The sequence below is a fragment of the Streptomyces sp. NPDC058289 genome (genome assembly GCF_042880975.1).
Lineage (GTDB): Bacteria > Actinomycetota > Actinomycetes > Streptomycetales > Streptomycetaceae > Streptomyces > Streptomyces stoeckheimensis.
Genome location: NZ_JBHVYI010000060.1, coordinates 37,020 through 53,055 on the forward strand (window position 1 = coordinate 37,020; position 16,036 = coordinate 53,055).

The 16,036-nt window shown below is 71.9% G+C and carries 18 protein-coding genes; 17 read left to right on the top strand and 1 reads right to left on the bottom strand.

Going from position 1 to position 16,036, the window contains the following annotated elements; translation table 11 throughout:
• Positions 1-136: 136 nt before the first annotated feature.
• Positions 137-814 (bottom strand): methyltransferase type 11, encoded by a 678-nt coding sequence (locus tag ACFVX6_RS27320; protein ID WP_389695771.1) that lies wholly within the window; start codon positions 812-814, stop codon positions 137-139.
• A gap of 142 nt (positions 815-956) precedes the next feature.
• On the opposite strand from ACFVX6_RS27320, the gene proS reads away from it, so the two are divergent.
• The 17 genes from proS to ACFVX6_RS27405 all read left to right on the top strand — a co-directional run bounded on the left by proS (position 957) and on the right by ACFVX6_RS27405 (position 15,722).
• Entirely contained in the window at positions 957-2,369 is a 1,413-nt protein-coding gene (proS, locus tag ACFVX6_RS27325; protein WP_389695773.1) for a proline--tRNA ligase, read from the top strand.
• Between the two features lie 223 nt (positions 2,370-2,592).
• Positions 2,593-3,189: a hypothetical protein gene (locus ACFVX6_RS27330; RefSeq protein ID WP_389695775.1), complete on the top strand. Its 597-nt coding sequence runs from the start codon at positions 2,593-2,595 to the stop codon at positions 3,187-3,189.
• A gap of 191 nt (positions 3,190-3,380) precedes the next feature.
• Positions 3,381-3,824 (top strand): 30S ribosomal protein S16, encoded by a 444-nt coding sequence (rpsP, locus tag ACFVX6_RS27335; RefSeq protein ID WP_243337676.1) that lies wholly within the window; start codon positions 3,381-3,383, stop codon positions 3,822-3,824.
• A gap of 2 nt (positions 3,825-3,826) precedes the next feature.
• Positions 3,827-4,066: an RNA-binding protein gene (locus ACFVX6_RS27340; RefSeq protein ID WP_030011889.1), complete on the top strand. Its 240-nt coding sequence runs from the start codon at positions 3,827-3,829 to the stop codon at positions 4,064-4,066.
• 163 nt (positions 4,067-4,229) lie between these two features.
• The gene (gene rimM, locus ACFVX6_RS27345) at positions 4,230-4,859 is read left to right on the top strand and encodes a ribosome maturation factor RimM (RefSeq protein WP_389695777.1); all 630 of its coding nucleotides are present in this window, start codon (positions 4,230-4,232) and stop codon (positions 4,857-4,859) included.
• Positions 4,859-5,680 carry a tRNA (guanosine(37)-N1)-methyltransferase TrmD gene (gene trmD / locus ACFVX6_RS27350; RefSeq protein WP_250743888.1) on the top strand — a complete coding sequence of 274 codons (822 nt, stop codon included), beginning with the start codon at positions 4,859-4,861 and terminating at the stop codon, positions 5,678-5,680. The genes rimM and trmD overlap by 1 nt, the downstream gene beginning before the upstream one ends.
• Positions 5,681-5,814: 134 nt before the next feature.
• Entirely contained in the window at positions 5,815-6,165 is a 351-nt protein-coding gene (rplS, locus tag ACFVX6_RS27355) for a 50S ribosomal protein L19 (protein WP_112450506.1), read from the top strand.
• A gap of 44 nt (positions 6,166-6,209) precedes the next feature.
• Positions 6,210-7,871, top strand: a complete 1,662-nt coding sequence (gene lepB / locus ACFVX6_RS27360) for a signal peptidase I (protein WP_389695779.1) — start codon at positions 6,210-6,212, stop codon at positions 7,869-7,871.
• Between the two features lie 113 nt (positions 7,872-7,984).
• Entirely contained in the window at positions 7,985-8,899 is a 915-nt protein-coding gene (lepB, locus tag ACFVX6_RS27365; RefSeq protein ID WP_389695781.1) for a signal peptidase I, read from the top strand.
• Positions 8,900-8,943: 44 nt separating this feature from the next.
• On the top strand, positions 8,944-9,720 hold the full coding sequence (gene lepB / locus ACFVX6_RS27370; protein ID WP_389695793.1) for a signal peptidase I: 777 nt from the start codon (positions 8,944-8,946) through the stop codon (positions 9,718-9,720).
• Positions 9,710-10,237: an NUDIX hydrolase gene (locus ACFVX6_RS27375; RefSeq protein WP_389695783.1), complete on the top strand. Its 528-nt coding sequence runs from the start codon at positions 9,710-9,712 to the stop codon at positions 10,235-10,237. Before lepB (ACFVX6_RS27370) ends, ACFVX6_RS27375 begins: the two co-directional genes overlap by 11 nt.
• Positions 10,238-10,292: 55 nt before the next feature.
• Positions 10,293-10,601, top strand: a complete 309-nt coding sequence (locus ACFVX6_RS27380) for a DUF2469 domain-containing protein (protein ID WP_005311352.1) — start codon at positions 10,293-10,295, stop codon at positions 10,599-10,601.
• 161 nt (positions 10,602-10,762) lie between these two features.
• The gene (locus ACFVX6_RS27385; RefSeq protein WP_389435131.1) at positions 10,763-11,134 is read left to right on the top strand and encodes a YraN family protein; all 372 of its coding nucleotides are present in this window, start codon (positions 10,763-10,765) and stop codon (positions 11,132-11,134) included.
• Positions 11,134-12,756, top strand: coding sequence for a YifB family Mg chelatase-like AAA ATPase (locus ACFVX6_RS27390; RefSeq protein WP_389695785.1), 1,623 nt, complete (start codon positions 11,134-11,136; stop codon positions 12,754-12,756). Before ACFVX6_RS27385 ends, ACFVX6_RS27390 begins: the two co-directional genes overlap by 1 nt.
• Positions 12,753-13,982, top strand: a complete 1,230-nt coding sequence (gene dprA / locus ACFVX6_RS27395; protein WP_389695787.1) for a DNA-processing protein DprA — start codon at positions 12,753-12,755, stop codon at positions 13,980-13,982. The genes ACFVX6_RS27390 and dprA overlap by 4 nt, the downstream gene beginning before the upstream one ends.
• A 239-nt stretch (positions 13,983-14,221) precedes the next feature.
• The gene (gene whiG / locus ACFVX6_RS27400) at positions 14,222-15,055 is read left to right on the top strand and encodes an RNA polymerase sigma factor WhiG (RefSeq protein ID WP_250743879.1); all 834 of its coding nucleotides are present in this window, start codon (positions 14,222-14,224) and stop codon (positions 15,053-15,055) included.
• Between the two features lie 109 nt (positions 15,056-15,164).
• Positions 15,165-15,722 (top strand): TetR/AcrR family transcriptional regulator, encoded by a 558-nt coding sequence (locus tag ACFVX6_RS27405; protein WP_250743946.1) that lies wholly within the window; start codon positions 15,165-15,167, stop codon positions 15,720-15,722.
• The last annotated feature ends 314 nt before the right edge of the window (positions 15,723-16,036 follow it).

The following is a 16,036-nucleotide window of genomic DNA, read 5'->3' on the forward strand; positions in this document are numbered from 1 at the left end:
AACCCATTGTGCCCAACCCAACCCCGCCCGCCCGCGGGGCCCCCGGCCCTGGGGGCACCCCCCGGGACCCCACCTGGCGGGGCGGGGGGGGCGGGCCCGCCCCCCCCCACGGGGAGGGTTGCCCGGATGGAGGCGGTTACGCCGTACGGGCGATGACGTAGCGGAAGATGTTCGGCAGCCAGACGGCCCCGTCACCCCGTTCGTACGGGTGAAGCGCCTCCGCCAGTTCCTTCTCCACCTGCACCGGGTCGGAGCACTCGTACAGCCCGGTCGACAGCAGCCCGCGCACCGCGCTGTCCACGTCGGCGTACCCGAAGGGGCAGAACACCCGCCCCGATCCGTCCGGCACCAGCCCGGCCGCGGCCGCCATCGCGTCCAGGTCCCGCGCGGCCGGCCCGCCGCCCAGGACGGAGGGCACCGTGCACCGCTCCGCCGGGCCCCAGTCGGCCAACACCACCGCGGCGCCGGGCCTGCGCAGCGCCGGCAGGGCCGCGGCGAGGGCGCCCGGGGAGGGCGAGAAGGCCAGCAGGACGTCGTAGGGCACCGCGGGCACCGGAGGGGCCGCGAGGACCTCCAGGAGGCGCTCCCGGGCCAGCGTGCGGCGTGCCGGATCCGTCTCCACACCCGTGGCCAGGGCTCCCCGGCCCGAGGCCAGCAGAAGGGCCAGCCCGGCCCCGCAGTCGAGGCCCAGCAGCCGGTCTCCCGGCCCGACCTCCAGTCGGTCGTAGACCGCCTCGTACAGCGGTACCAGCATCCGTTCCTGGATCTCCGCCCAGTCCCGCGCGACAAGCGTCGCCGTCGGCGTCGGTGTCATCGAAAGAGCGCTCCTGATTCCGTGTCGCCCCCATGCCCCCGTTGCCAGAGAACTCCCGATTCGCCCCCGCGTCCAGAGGAGCGCGCCACCCGATTCGCACCCGATTCACGTTCGGCACTCCGGGCGCCGTACCATTCGCGCCATGGCAAAGGCACCCGTTCTCACCCCCCAGGCGGAGGATTTTCCCCGCTGGTACCAGGATCTGATCAACAAGGCCGAGCTGGCCGACAACGGTCCGGTCCGCGGCACGATGGTCATCCGGCCGTACGGCTACGGCCTGTGGGAGCGGATGCAGCAGGAGATGGACGCGCGCATCAAGGACGCGGGCGCCCAGAACGCGTACTTCCCGCTGTTCATCCCGCAGTCGTACCTGACGAAGGAAGCGGAGCACGTCGAGGGCTTCGCCCCCGAGCTCGCGGTCGTCACGCACGGCGGCGGCAAGGAGCTGGACGAGCCGATCGTCGTCCGTCCCACCTCCGAGACGATCATCAACGACTACTTCTCCAAGTGGGTCCAGAGCTACCGCGACCTGCCCCTGCTGATCAACCAGTGGGCGAACGTGGTCCGCTGGGAGATGCGCCCGCGCATCTTCCTCCGTACGAGCGAGTTCCTCTGGCAGGAGGGCCACACGGCCCACACCACGTACGAGGACGCCCGCGACTACGCCGCCCGCATCCACACGGACGTGTACGGCGACTTCATGACCAACGTGCTCGGCATCGACGTCGTGCTCGGCCGCAAGACCGCCAAGGAGCGCTTCGCCGGCGCCATCAACACCCTCACCCTCGAGGGCATGATGGGCGACGGCAAGGCCCTGCAGCTCGGCACCAGCCACGAGCTCGGCACCAACTTCGCCAAGGCCTTCAACACGCAGTACCTGTCGAAGGAAGGCAAGCAGGAGCTCGTCTGGCAGACCTCGTGGGGCGTCTCCACCCGCATGGTCGGCGGCCTGATCATGTCGCACGGCGACGACAACGGCCTGCGGGTCCCGCCGCGCCTCGCGCACGTCCAGGTCGTCGTCATGGCGATCAAGGGCGACGAGGCCGTGACGAAGGTCCGCGAGCTGGGCGCCCAGCTCAAGGCCGCGGGCCTGCGGGTGTTCGTCGACGACCGCGTCGACACCCCCTTCGGCCGCCGTGCCGTGGACTGGGAGCTCAAGGGCGTACCGGTCCGCGTCGAGATCGGTCCCCGCGACCTGGAGGCCGGCACCGCGATGCTGGCCCGCCGGATCCCGGGCGGCAAGGAGGCCGTGCAGATCTCCGACCTCGCCGCCCTGCTGCCCAAGGTGCTGGAAGAGGACCAGGAGCAGCTGCTGCGCGAGTCCCGCGAGCGCCGCATCGCCCGTACCTCCGACGTCTCGACCATCGAGGAGGCCGCCGAGGCCGCCATCGCCGGTGGCTGGGCGCGGATCCCGTGGGCCGACCTCGGCCCCGAGGGCGAGGCGAAGCTCGCCGAGCAGGCCGTCTCCGTACGCTGCCTGATCGCCGAGGACGGATCGGTGCCGCAGGCGGACGACGCCCCCGGCAACCTCGCGATCGTCGCGCGCTCGTACTAGGCGGTCCGACCGACGGCTCTCACGCCCCGGCGCGCGGCACCTGCCGCACGCCGGGGCTGTGTCCGTCGCCGGCGGTCGCTGGGCTTCGTTACGTACCGACTCCTCCGGAGATATGCGCACCCGTCCTCGTCGGGACGCATGAGACTGAACTGACTGGTACGTGCAAAAAATTTGGAATGGCCCGGAATCGGAACACCTGGGCACCCCGGCTCGTTGTCACGACGTGAGCACGACACCACCTGTTCTCGCCGCAGAGCTGGCGCAGGCGTGGGCCGATATTCAGCGGTACCACTCCGAGCTGCCTGACCTTGCCGCGCCCGAGTCCCTGATCGGAGAGTCCTCGTCCGCCTGCGGCGCCGAGCTCTCCTTCGAGCGACTGCTGCACGAGGCAGTCCACGGCATCGCCGCAGCCCGCGGAGTGCGTGACACTTCGCGCGCCGGCCGCTACCACAACCGCAGGTTCCTCGCGATCGCCGAGGAGATGGGGCTGGACCACACCGAAGAGCCGCACGCGAGCAGCGGCTTCTCCCTGGTCTCGCTCAATCCCGAGGCGAAGAAGCGCTACCGCCCCACCATGGAGCGCCTTCAGCGCGCGCTGAAGGCGCACACGGTCGCCACGGCCGCCGACACCAAGCGCAGCTTCCGCGGTCCGGCCGCCCGGCACGGGTCGTCCGGCGGCGGAGTCCGCGTCAAGGCGGTCTGCGACTGCGGGCGCAATGTGCGCGTGGTCCCGTCCGTACTGGCCCAGGCCCCGATCGTGTGCGGAGGCTGCATGAAGCCCTTCCGCATCCCGGAAGTGGCCATCGCGGTGGCCTCCTGATCCGGCGGGCTCGCTCCGCGACATCCCGGCCGAGCGCGCCGCGGGCGTGTGGCACAATGGACAGCTGTACTCGACAGTCGCATAGGACCCCTCTCTCCTCCGGCTGACGCGTCCATCGGGCACCCGAGTACCGCAACCCCACGTGGCATCTCATGTGCCCAACCACGTCAAGTTCAGGAGACACCACTCCAGTGGCAGTCAAGATCAAGCTCAAGCGCCTCGGCAAGATTCGCCAGCCGCACTACCGCATCGTCGTCGCCGACGCCCGTACCCGTCGGGACGGTCGCGCGATCGAAGAGATCGGTATCTACCACCCGACGTACAACCCGTCGCGCATCGAGGTCAACGCCGAGCGTGCGCAGTACTGGCTGTCTGTCGGCGCCCAGCCCACCGAGGCTGTGCTCGCCATCCTGAAGCTCACCGGTGACTGGCAGGCGCACAAGGGCCTCCCGGCCCCCGCGCCGCTGCTGCAGCCGGCGACGAAGGAGAACAAGCGTCGCTCCTTCGACGAGTTCGCCAAGGCCCTCGAGGGCATCGGCGAGGGCAAGGGCGAAGCCATTACCCAGAAGGCGAAGAAGGCCGACAAGAAGGCGGACGAGGCTGAGGCCGAGACCGCCGAGTCGACCGAGGCCTGAGCATGCTCGAGGAGGCTCTTGAGCACCTCGTGAAGGGCATCGTGGACAACCCCGACGAAGTGCAGGTCGCCTCGCGCAACCTGCGCCGCGGGCAGGTGCTGGAGGTTCGGGTCCACCCCGACGACCTCGGCAAGGTGATCGGTCGCAACGGCCGCACCGCACGTGCTTTGCGTACCGTCGTGGGCGCCATCGGCGGCCGGGGGATCCGCGTCGACCTCGTCGACGTGGACCAGGTCCGCTGAGAAGTTGAATTGCCGGCTCGGGCCGGGGAGGGCGCTGGTTGCCCCCCCGGCCCGAGCCGTTTTTACCCACGCGTGAGAGCAACCATCAATTGAGCAACCACGACGGAGAGGTACCACCTCCGCGAGAGCGGCGGCGGTTTAGCCGCAAAAGGGAAGAGACACAGTGGAGCTGGTAGTCGCGCGGATCGGCCGCGCCCACGGGATCAAGGGTGAGGTCACCGTCGAGGTGCGGACCGACGAGCCGGAGCTGCGGCTCGGGCCCGGCGCCGTGCTCCGGACCGACCCGGCCTCGGCGGGGCCGCTGACGGTCGAGACGGGCCGGGTGCACAGCGGCAGGCTGATGCTGCGCTTCGCCGGGGTCAAGGACCGCACCGGCGCCGAGGCGCTGCGCAACATCCTGCTCATCGCCGACGTGGATCCGGCGGAGCTGCCGGCCGAGGACGACGAGTACTACGACCACCAGCTGATGGATCTCGACGTGGTCCTCGAGGACGGCACCGTGATCGGCCGGATCACCGAGATCTCCCACCTGCCCTCGCAGGACCTGTTCATCGTCGAGCGGCCGGACGGCACCGAGGTGATGATCCCCTTCGTGGAGGAGATCGTCGCCGAGATCGACCTCGAAGAGCAGCGCTGCGTCATCACCCCGCCGCCCGGTCTCATCGACGAGCGCGAGGCGATCGTCGTCTCCACCCGGGACGAGGACGAGGCCGACGAGGCTGCCGAGGGCTCCGAGACCGGCGAGGACGCCGACGAGGTCGAGGCCGAGGTCCGGGACGGGGAAGACGCCTGATGCGTCTCGACGTCGTCACGATCTTCCCCGAGTACCTGGAACCGCTCAACGTCTCCCTGGTCGGCAAGGCGCGGGCGCGCGGCCAGCTCGACGTACACGTCCACGACCTGCGGGACTGGACGTACGACCGGCACAACACGGTGGACGACACCCCCTACGGCGGCGGTCCCGGCATGGTCATGAAGACCGAGCCGTGGGGCGAGGCCCTGGACGCGGCCCTGGCCGACGGCTACGAGGCGGGCGCGCACGGGCCCGTCATCGTCGTCCCCACCCCGAGCGGCCGGCCGTTCACCCAGGAACTGGCCGTCGAACTCTCCGAACGCCCCTGGCTGATCTTCACCCCGGCCCGGTACGAGGGCATCGACCGCCGGGTCATGGACGAGTACGCCACGCGCCTCCCGGTCTACGAGGTGTCCATCGGCGACTACGTCCTGGCCGGCGGCGAGGCGGCCGTCCTGGTCGTCACCGAGGCCGTGGCCCGGCTGCTGCCCGGGGTGCTCGGCAACGCCGAATCGCACCGCGACGACTCCTTCGCGCCCGGGGACATGGCCAACCTGCTGGAGGGGCCCGTCTACACCAAGCCCCCGGAGTGGCGCGGCCACGGGATCCCGGACGTGCTGGTCAGCGGCCACCACGGCAAGATCGCCCGGTGGCGCCGCGACGAGGCCTTCCGACGTACGGCGGCCAACCGCCCGGATCTGATCGAGCGCTGCGAGGCCTCCGCCTTCGACAAGAAGGACCGCGAGCTGCTGAGCATCCTCGGCTGGAAGCCGTCCCCCGACGGCCGATTTTGGCGCAGGCCCCAGACCGTGGAAGAATAGGCGGCTGCTGTGTGCTCGCGTACGCCCCTGCCACAGGGGGACCGTCGTCCGCCGAGTCCCGCAGCTCCCGAATTCTCTCCGGAAACCCCGCATCGGCGACCTGTGGCGTCATGCGAAGAAAGCAGACGAATCTCATGTCTCACCTGCTCGATGGCGTCAACGCCGCCACCCTGCGCTCGGACCTCCCGGCCTTCCGTCCGGGTGACACCGTCAACGTGCACGTCCGCGTGATCGAGGGCAACCGCTCCCGTATCCAGCAGTTCAAGGGTGTCGTCATCCGCCGCCAGGGCGCCGGCGTCTCCGAGACCTTCACGGTCCGCAAGGTCTCCTTCAGCGTCGGCGTGGAGCGTACCTTCCCGGTCCACTCCCCGATCTTCGAGAAGATCGAGCTCGTCACCCGCGGTGACGTGCGTCGCGCCAAGCTGTACTTCCTCCGTGAGCTCCGCGGCAAGGCCGCGAAGATCAAGGAGAAGCGCGACCGCTGATCTGCTCTCGGGGTTGAGGGGTCGGCCGGATAGGCTCGCCCCCGATGGACACCGAAGCACCTCACACGCAGCGCGGCCACTCTTCCCCCGACGAGGGGGAGGGGCGGTCGCGTTTCGTGGTTTCCGGAGCGGTTTCCGGAGCGGGCCCCGCCCCGGAAGCAGGCAGGGACGCGGACTCGGACCTGGACCCGGATCCCGGCAAGGCCGGCTGGCTGACCTGGCGGCGCGCCGGGCTGCTCGGCGTGGCCTGCACCGTCTTCCTGCTGCTGTTCAGCAACTTCGTGCTCCAGCCCTTCCTGATCCCGAGCCGCTCGATGGAGCCCACGCTCGCCGTCGGGGACCGGGTGCTGGTCAACAAGCTGGCGTACCGTTTCGGCGGCCGGCCGGAGCGCGGGGACGTCGTGGTCTTCGACGGCAAGGGCTCCTTCGTACGGGAGGACCCGGACGGGAATCCCCTCGGCGAAGCCCTGCACGGGGCGGCCTCGGCGCTCGGGCTGGCCGAGCCCTCGGACACCGATTTCGTGAAGCGGGTCGTGGGCGTCGGCGGCGACGACGTGGTGTGCGACGACAAGGGCCGGATCAAGGTCAACGGGGTGCTGCTGGACGAGCCGTACCTCTTTCCCGGTGACTCGGGATCGAAAGTGCCGTTCCGCATCGTCGTGCCCCTTGGGAGCCTGTGGGTGATGGGTGATCATCGTTCCCAGTCCCGGGACTCCCGGGACCACCTGGGGGAGCCGGGCGGGGGGATGGTGCCGGTGGAGAAGGTGATCGGGCGGGCCGACTGGATCGGCTGGCCGGTTTCGCGCTGGGGTGACGCGGGATCCGTGGGTAGCCGCGGGCGCCCCAGGGGCGACCGGGACGAGTCCGCGAACGACGACGCCGACGCGGAGCCGGAGCCGCATCGGGAGCCGGGGGCAGAGCCCGCGGAGCCCGGCGGCCGGGCCGAACGGCGCCGCCTCGCCCGCCGGGTCCGGCGCAGACGGCGTACCCGACGGGTGGGGGAGCTGCCCCTGCTCGTGGTGGTCGCGCTGTGCATCGCCCTGATCCTCAAGACCTTCCTCGTCCAGGCCTTCTTCATCCCGTCGGGCTCCATGGAGCAGACGATCCGGATCGGCGACCGGGTCCTGGTGGACAAGCTCACCCCGTGGTTCGGCTCCGAGGTCGAGCGCGGAGACGTGGTCGTGTTCAAGGACCCGGGAGGCTGGCTGGGCGCCGACAGCCTCCAGCCCGCCGAGGATCCGGTGGGCATCAAGCAGATCAAGCAGACCCTCACCTTCATCGGCCTGCTGCCCTCGGCGAACGAACAGGACCTGATCAAGCGGGTCATCGGCGTCGGCGGGGACAGCGTGAAGTGCTGCGACGCCCGGGGCAGGGTCAGCGTCAACGGCTCGCCGCTCGACGAGCCGTACGTGAACCCGGGCAACGCGCCCTCGGAGATCCGCTTCGAGGTGCAGGTGCCCGCCGGGCGGATCTTCGTCATGGGCGACCACCGGGCGAATTCCGCCGACTCCCGCTACCACCTCGACGAGGCCTTTCACGGCACGATCGACGAGAAGGACGTGGTCGGCCAGGCCGTGGTGATCGCCTGGCCCTTCGGGCACTGGCACCGGCTGGAACAGCCCGCCACCTTCCGCATGGTTCCCGACCAGGCGCGCGGCGGTCGCCGCGCGCCCCGTAGGCGCCGGGGCGGCTCCGCGTTCGCATAGTGTGTCCTTGGTCTCCCGCGCCTTCGGGAACTCCCGCTCGTTAGGGGAGGGGAGGGCCCGTGCCTCATCAGGTCCGGGCGTCGATTTCCGAACGAGGAGTGGATGTGGGGGACGTGGCGGTTGGTGCACGGTCCGGACGCGACGAGGGTGGCGAGGAGCCGAACGACTCCTCCCGGCCCGATGCCGGCGAGAACGACGGCGACGCGCAGGACGGTGCCGCGGCACGCCCGCACCGGTCGTTCTGGAAGGAGCTGCCGCTCCTGGTCGGTATCGCCCTGCTGCTCGCTCTGCTGATCAAGACCTTCCTGGTGCAGGCGTTCTCGATCCCGTCCGACTCGATGCAGAACACCCTGCAGCGCGGAGACCGGGTGCTCGTGGACAAGCTGACGCCGTGGTTCGGATCGGAGCCCGAGCGAGGCGAGGTCGTGGTCTTCCACGACCCGTCGAACTGGCTGAGCGGTGAGGCCACCCCTGAGCCCAACATCGCGCAGAAGGCCCTCAGCTGGATCGGCCTCATGCCGTCCGCCGAGGAGAAGGACCTGATCAAGCGGACGATCGCCATCGGCGGTGACACGGTCGAGTGCAAGAAGGGGGGACCGGTCATCGTCAACGGCAAGGAGCTCGACGAGCCGTACATCTTCCCGGGCAACACCCCGTGCGACGACTTCCCCTTCGGTCCGCTCACCGTGCCCAAGGACAAGATCTGGGTGATGGGCGACCACCGGCAGAACTCGCAGGACTCCCGCTACCACCAGCAGGACTCCACCCAGGGCTTCGTGCCCGTCAGCGATGTCGTCGGACGCGCCGTGGTGGTGGCCTGGCCGATCACCCGCTGGTCCACCCTGCCGGTTCCGGACACCTACGACCAGCCGGGCATCGGCACGCAGACCAAGGCCACCGCGCTCGGCATGGACGCCGCCGGGCTGGCGCCGGTGGGGCTCGGCCCGGCCGCGCTCGGGTTCGCCGGCGCGGTGCCGGTCGTGCTGTGGCGCAGGCGGAGGCTGACCGCGGGGCGTACCGACAGGTAGGGTGCCGCCCAGGTCGACGATCTCCGAGTGTGGGGGCGCTTGCAATGGGCGGAACACGAGCAATACGAGCAGGTGACGGCGATGGCCGCGGTGCTCTCGGCAGCACGCTGTCGGGAATCGCCGTGGCCATCGGCTTTGTGCTCTTCCTGGGCGGGTTCGTGTGGGGAGCCGTCGTGTACCAGCCGTACACGGTGCCTACCGACTCGATGGTGCCGACGGTGAAGCCCGGCGACCGGGTGCTGGCACAGCGCATCGGCGGGGGCGAGGTGCGCCGCGGGGACGTCGTGATCTTCAAGGACGAGCAGTGGAGCGATTCGCCGATGGTCAAGCGGGTCGTCGGCGTCGGCGGGGACACGGTCAAGTGCTGCGGTGCGGGCGGCCGGCTCATCGTGAACGGCAAGGAGCTGGACGAGCCGTACATCGAGGCGGAGAAGCTCGACCTGGCGGGCGCTCCGGGCGGCTCCGCCTCCCGGACGCCGTTCGAGGTGACGGTGCCGGAGGGCAATCTCTTCCTGCTCGGCGACCGGCGCGGAGCCTCGCTGGACTCGCGGGCGCACCTGGAGGAGGCCGGGCAGGGGACGGTGGCCCGCTCGGCGGTGAAGGCCCGCGTCGACGCCCTCGCATGGCCCGCCATGTCGATGCTGGAGCGGCCCGAGACCTACGCCGCCCTGCCCGGCGGGACCTCGACGGCGGGGCCGCTGCTGCTCCAGGTGGCCGCGGTGGTGGCCGGAGCCGCCCTGGTGGTGCTCGGAGCCGCTTACGGGCCGGTCGTACGGGTTCTCGGGCGCGGGCGGAGGAGGGAGCGGGCCGATGTCCGCTGACGCGACGGCGGGGCCGGGGGCGGCTTCCGGGCCGGGCGGGCCGCGCAAGGTGGCCCGGGTGATCCTGCTGGACCCGCAGGACAGGATCCTGCTGCTGCACGGCTTCGAGCCGGGAGACCCGGCGGACGACTGGTGGTTCACCCCGGGCGGCGGTCTGGAAGGGTCCGAGACCCGGGAACAGGCCGCGCTCCGCGAGCTCGCGGAGGAGACCGGGATCACCGACGTGGAACTGGGGCCGGTGCTGTGGCACCGCTACTGCTCGTTCCCCTTCGACGGGCGCCGCTGGGAGCAGGACGAGTGGTACTTCCTGGCCCGCACGACCCAGACGGCGACGGTGCTGGGCGGCCTCACCGAGCTGGAGCGCCGCAGCGTCTCGGGCACCAGGTGGTGGACCTCCGAGGAACTGCTTGCGGCCCATGAGACGGTGTACCCGACCAGACTCGCAGAGCTGCTCCGCAGGCTGCTCGACGACGGTCCCCCGGGTGCGCCCGTGAACCTGACCCCGGAAATCGTTTAGGGGCGCACGGGCCTGGCGCACAATAGGGGGACGCACGGCTGAAGGGGAACATGCCATGAGTGCCGAGGACCTCGAGAAGTACGAGACCGAGATGGAGCTGAAGCTCTATCGCGAGTACCGCGACGTCGTCGGGCTGTTCAAGTATGTGATCGAGACCGAACGCCGTTTCTACCTCACCAACGACTACGAGATGCAGGTGCACTCGGTACAGGGGGAGGTCTTCTTCGAGGTCTCGATGGCCGACGCGTGGGTCTGGGACATGTACAGACCGGCTCGCTTCGTCAAGCAGGTGCGGGTGCTGACCTTCAAGGACGTGAACATCGAGGAGCTCAACAAGAGCGATCTCGAACTTCCGGGCAGCTGATTCCCCGCCTGGGCCCCTCGCCCGCCCCTCGCCTGCCCCGTGCCTGACCTCGTTTGACTTCCTCGCCGGGGTGACGGGGTTGTCCACATGGCCCCGGTTGTCCACCAAGATCCACTAGGTGGGCGGGGACGCGGGATCGTCGGTGCCGGAGGTGGTGCCGGATGAACGCGAAGGGCGTGGCACAGCAGGCATTGGGGCGGTACGGCGAGGACCTCGCGACGCGGCGGCTCACCGAGGCCGGGATGACCGTGATCGCGCGGAACTGGCGGTGTCGCGGCGGGGAGATCGACATCGTCGCCCGGGACGGGGACGCCCTCGTCGTGTGCGAGGTCAAGACCCGGCGGGCGGGGGAGTTCGAGCATCCCATGGCCGCGCTGCGGCCCGCCAAGGCCGAGCGCTTGCACAGGCTCGCCGGGCGCTGGCTGGCCGACCACGGGGGACCACCCCCGGGCGGCGTGCGCATCGACCTCGTCGGCGTCCTGCTGCCGCGGCGCGGCGGGCCGGTGGTCGAGCACGTCAGGGGGGCGGCCTGATGGGGTTCGCACGGGCCTGCTCGGTCGCCCTCGTGGGCGTCGACGGCGTGGTGGTGGAGGTCCAGGCCGACTTGGAGCCCGGAGTCGCCACCTTCGCCCTGGTGGGGCTGCCCGACAAGACCCTGGTCGAGAGCCGGGACCGGGTCAGGGCGGCCGTGGTGAACTCGGGCGCCGCCTGGCCGCAGAAGAAGCTCACCGTCGGCCTCAGCCCGGCGTCGGTCCCGAAATCGGGTGCGGGCTTCGACCTGGCCGTGGCGGCCGCCGTCCTGGGCGCCGCCGAGGTGGTCGACCCGAAGGTGATCGCCGATCTCGTCCTCATCGGGGAGCTGGGGCTGGACGGCAGGGTGCGTCCCGTCCGCGGGATCCTCCCGGCGGTGCTCGCCGCCGCCGAGGCCGGATACCGGCAGGTCGTGGTCCCGCAGCAGTGCGCGGCCGAGGCCATGCTCGTCCCGGACGTCTCGGTGCTCGGGGTGCGCAGCCTGCGGCAATTGATCGCGGTGCTCACCGAGGGGGAGGTGCCCGAGGAGGATCCGCCGGATCCGTCCGGGCGCCCGGACCCCATGCTCGCCGGGCTGGTCGTCCCGGGCGCCGGACTCGGCACGGGGGTGGCCCGCGACCGCGACGGGCGGGACTTCCCCGAGCTCGCCGACGTCGCCGGACAGCACGCGGCACGCCGGGCCCTGGAGGTGGCCGCTGCCGGGGGACACCACCTCTTCCTGAGCGGACCGCCGGGCGCGGGCAAGACGATGCTGGCCGAGCGGATCCCCTGGATCCTGCCCCCGCTCACCCGACAGGACTCCCTGGAGGTCACGGCCGTCCACTCGGTCGCGGGAATCCTGCCCCCGGGCGAACCCCTCGTCGCCCGGCCCCCGTACTGCGCCCCGCACCACTCGGCGACCATGCAGTCCCTCGTCGGAGGCGGAGCCGGTGTGGCCAGGCCCGGAGCGGTGTCCCTGGCCCACAGGGGGGTGCTGTTCCTCGACGAAGCCGCGGAGTTCAGCACCAAGGCCCTGGACGCCCTGAGGCAGCCCCTCGAAGCGGGACACGTGGTCATCGCCCGTGCGGCCGGGGTGGTACGCCTGCCGGCCCGGTTCCTGATGGTGCTGGCCGCGAACCCCTGTCCCTGCGGGCGGCACACCCTGCACGGGACCGGCTGCGACTGTCCGGCCTCGGTGGTCCGCCGCTACCAGGCCCGGCTGTCGGGGCCGCTGCTGGACCGGGTGGACCTGCGCGTCGAGGTCGAGCCGGTCACCCGCTCCGATCTGCTGGGGCGGGGCGGCCGCGGCGAAGCCACGGCGGTGGTCGCCGACCGGGTCCGGGAGGCCCGCGACCGGGCGGCCGCCCGGCTCGACGGCACGCCCTGGCGGCTCAACGCCGAGGTCCCGGGCCACGAGCTGCGGACCCGCTGGCCGGCCGCCCCCGGAGCATTGGCCCAGGCCGAGCGGGACCTGGAGCGCGGACTGCTGACCGCGCGGGGGCTCGACCGGGTGCTCCGGGTCGCCTGGACGGTGGCCGACCTGAGGAGCCGGGACCGCCCCGACGCCCTGGACGTGGCGGTCGCCCTCGAACTGCGCACCGGAATCGCCCGCGGAGCCACTGCGCACCTGGACGCCGCCTCATGACCGCCGCGGCGTCGGCCCCGGGACCGGGCCGGGAACCCGGACCGGGACCCGTACAAGCGCCCCCGACCGCCGGCCCGGAGCCGCAGGCGGAGCCCGACGGCGAGGTGCTCGCACGGGCCGCGCTCACCCGGGTCCTGGAGCCCGGGGAGGAGCACGGCGGCCGCTGGCTGCGGGCGTACGGGGCCGTCGGGCTGATACGGCTGCTGACCGGGCCCGAGCCGGAGCCCGGGGTGCTGAGCGGGGTCGGCGCTGAGCGGCTCGCCGGATACCGGCGCCGGGCCGCGGCGGCCGATCCCCGGCGGGACCTGGCGCTCGCCGCCGATACCGGGGGCCGGTTCGTCTGCCCCGGGTCGGCGGAGTGGCCGAGTCAGCTGGACGACCTCGGCGACGCCCGGCCCGTCGGGCTGTGGGTGCGGGGCCGGCCGAGCCTGCGGACCTGGGCCCTGCGCTCCGTGGCGGTGGTCGGGGCCCGCGCGTGCACCCCGTACGGGGCACACATGGCCCAGAGCCTGGCCGGTGAACTCGCCGAGCGCGGCTGGGTGGTGGTCTCGGGTGCCGCCTACGGGATCGACGGCGCCGCCCACCGCGGCGCCCTCGCCGCCGGCGGAGCCACGGTCGCCGTGCTGGCCTGCGGGGTGGACGTGCCCTACCCGCGCGGGCACGCCGGACTGCTCGGCCGGATCGCCTCCCAGGGGCTGCTCCTCGGAGAACTGCCGCCGGGCAGTCACCCCACGCCGAGCCGTTTCGTCCTGCGCAACCGCGTCATCGCAGCCCTGACCCGGGGCACGGTCGTCGTGGAGGCGGCCCACCGCAGCGGCTCCCTGGTCACCGCCCGGCGGGCCCAGAGCCTGGGGAGGATCACCATGGGCATCCCGGGCCCGGCCACCAGCGGCCTCTCGGCCGGGGTGCACGAACTGCTGCGCGGCGAGGCCGCGCTGGTCACGGACGCGGCGGAGGTCATCGAGCTGGTCGGGGGGATGGGGGAGCTGGCCCCCGAGCGGCGGGGCCCCGTGATCGCCCGTGACCTGCTGGGGCCCGACGCGGTCCGGGTGCTCGAAGCCCTCCCGGCCGGGCGCCCGGCCGACCTGGGGGAACTGGCCCTCGCGGCGGGCACCGGCACCGATGAAGTCATCGGCAGACTGTACGAACTTCACTCTCTGGGGTTCGTCGAACGGCAGGGCGACGGCTGGCAGTTGACCTCGAAGCGGCCGAGAGGAGGCGCATAGGGCGGAGTCGCCCGGCGAGGCGGTCGTTGACCTGGGGCGTTCCGGTGAAAGAGTGAAGCCGATGAGAGACGCGGTCCTCCCGGTGGCACCCGCCGGGACCGTGCGCCAGGCGCCGGTCCCGGGTCGCCCGCGCGAGTCGGGGCGCCCTTGTGGGCCCGCGCGATCCCGTACTCTTCGCGCACCGCGACACTTCCGTCACGCTACGCTCCCAAGGAATCCGGCTCCGGCAAAGGCGAAGCATGCCCCAGCACACCTCAGGGTCCGACCGCGCTGCGGTGCCCCCCGCTGCGCGCGGCAGCGAGCGGTCCACCGCGCCCTCGTCTCTGGAGGTGCTGTGGCGCTCGTACAAGGACTCGGGTGACGAGCGGCTGCGGGAGCAGCTGATCCTGCACTACTCGCCCCTCGTGAAGTACGTGGCGGGCCGGGTCAGCGTCGGCCTGCCGCCCAATGTGGAACAGGCCGATTTCGTCTCCTCCGGAGTCTTCGGGCTGATCGACGCCATCGAGAAGTTCGACATCGAACGGTCCATCAAGTTCGAGACGTACGCGATCACCCGCATCCGCGGCGCAATGATCGACGAGTTGCGGGCGCTGGACTGGATCCCGCGCTCGGTGCGGCAGAAGGCGCGCGCCGTGGAACGGGCCTACGCCACGCTGGAGGCCCAGCTGCGGCGCACCCCGACCGAGCACGAGGTCGCCGGGGAGATGGGCATCGGGGTGGAGGATCTCCACGCCGTTTTCAGCCAGTTGTCGCTGGCCAACGTGGTCGCCCTCGAAGAGCTGCTGCACGTGGGCGGGGAGGGCGACCGCCTCTCCCTGATGGACACCCTGGAGGACACCGCCGCGGACAACCCCGTGGAGGTCGCGGAGGACCGGGAGTTGCGGCGGCTGTTGGCGCGGGCCATCAACACGCTGCCCGAGCGGGAGAAGACGGTGGTGACCCTCTACTACTACGAGGGCCTCACGCTCGCCGAGATCGGCAACGTCCTCGGGGTCACCGAGAGCCGCGTCAGCCAGATCCACACCAAGTCGGTCCTGCAGCTGCGGGCGAAGCTGGCGGACGTCGGGCGCTGAACCGGGGTACCGGGGCGCGAGGGCGGGGCCGAAAGCGGGGCCGAGAGCGTGCGACGGCCTTGCGGTACGTCCGTAGAGTGGATGCGTGCCCAGGATTCGAGCGGCCTCCGTGGCCGAGCACCGGTCGATGCAGCGCGGCGCCCTGTTGGACGCCGCGCGTTCCCTGCTGTCCGAAGGGGGGACGGAAGCGCTGACCTTCCCCGCCCTCGCCGAGAGGACCGGCCTCGCCCGGTCCTCCGTGTACGAGTACTTCCGGTCCCGCGCGGCCGTCGTCGAAGAGCTGTGCGCGGTGGACTTCCCCGTGTGGGCGGCCGAGATCGAGGCGGCGATGTCCGAGGCGGAGGCGCCGGAGGCGAAGATCGAGGCGTATGTGCGCAGCCAGCTGGGGCTGGTGGGGGACAAGAGGCACCGGGCGGTCGTGGCGATCTCGGCGAGCGAGCTGGACGCCGGGGCGCGGGAGAAGATCCGTGCGGCGCACGGGAGTCTGATCGCGATGATCGTGGAGGCGCTGGGTGCGCTGGGGCAAGCGGAGCCGAGGCTCGCCGCGATGCTGCTCCAGGGCGTGGTCGACGCCGCCGTCCGGCGGATCGAGGCGGGCGCGGGGGAAGACCCCGTCGTGGTCACGGACGCGGCGGTGGCCATGGCCCTGCGGGGCGTCGGGGGCTGACCCGGCCCTAGCCCCGGCCCCGGCTCGGACCGCGGCCCCCGATGCGGGTCTGGCCCCCCGGCCCCGGCCCCGGCCCCGGCCCCGGCCCCGGCTCCGGTCGGTTCCGTTCCCGGGTGTGGGTGGGTGGGCCCTGCGGGGCGGAGTCCCCTACCCACCCTTCCACCGTTCCCCGGGCGCTGCCCGGACCCGGCCCTCAAACGCCGGCGGGGCTGGAGGATGCCCCGGGCGCTGCCCGGACCCGGCCCTCAAACGCCGGCGGGGCTGGAGGATGCCCCGGGCGCTGCCCGGACCCGGCCCTCAAACGCCGGCGGGGC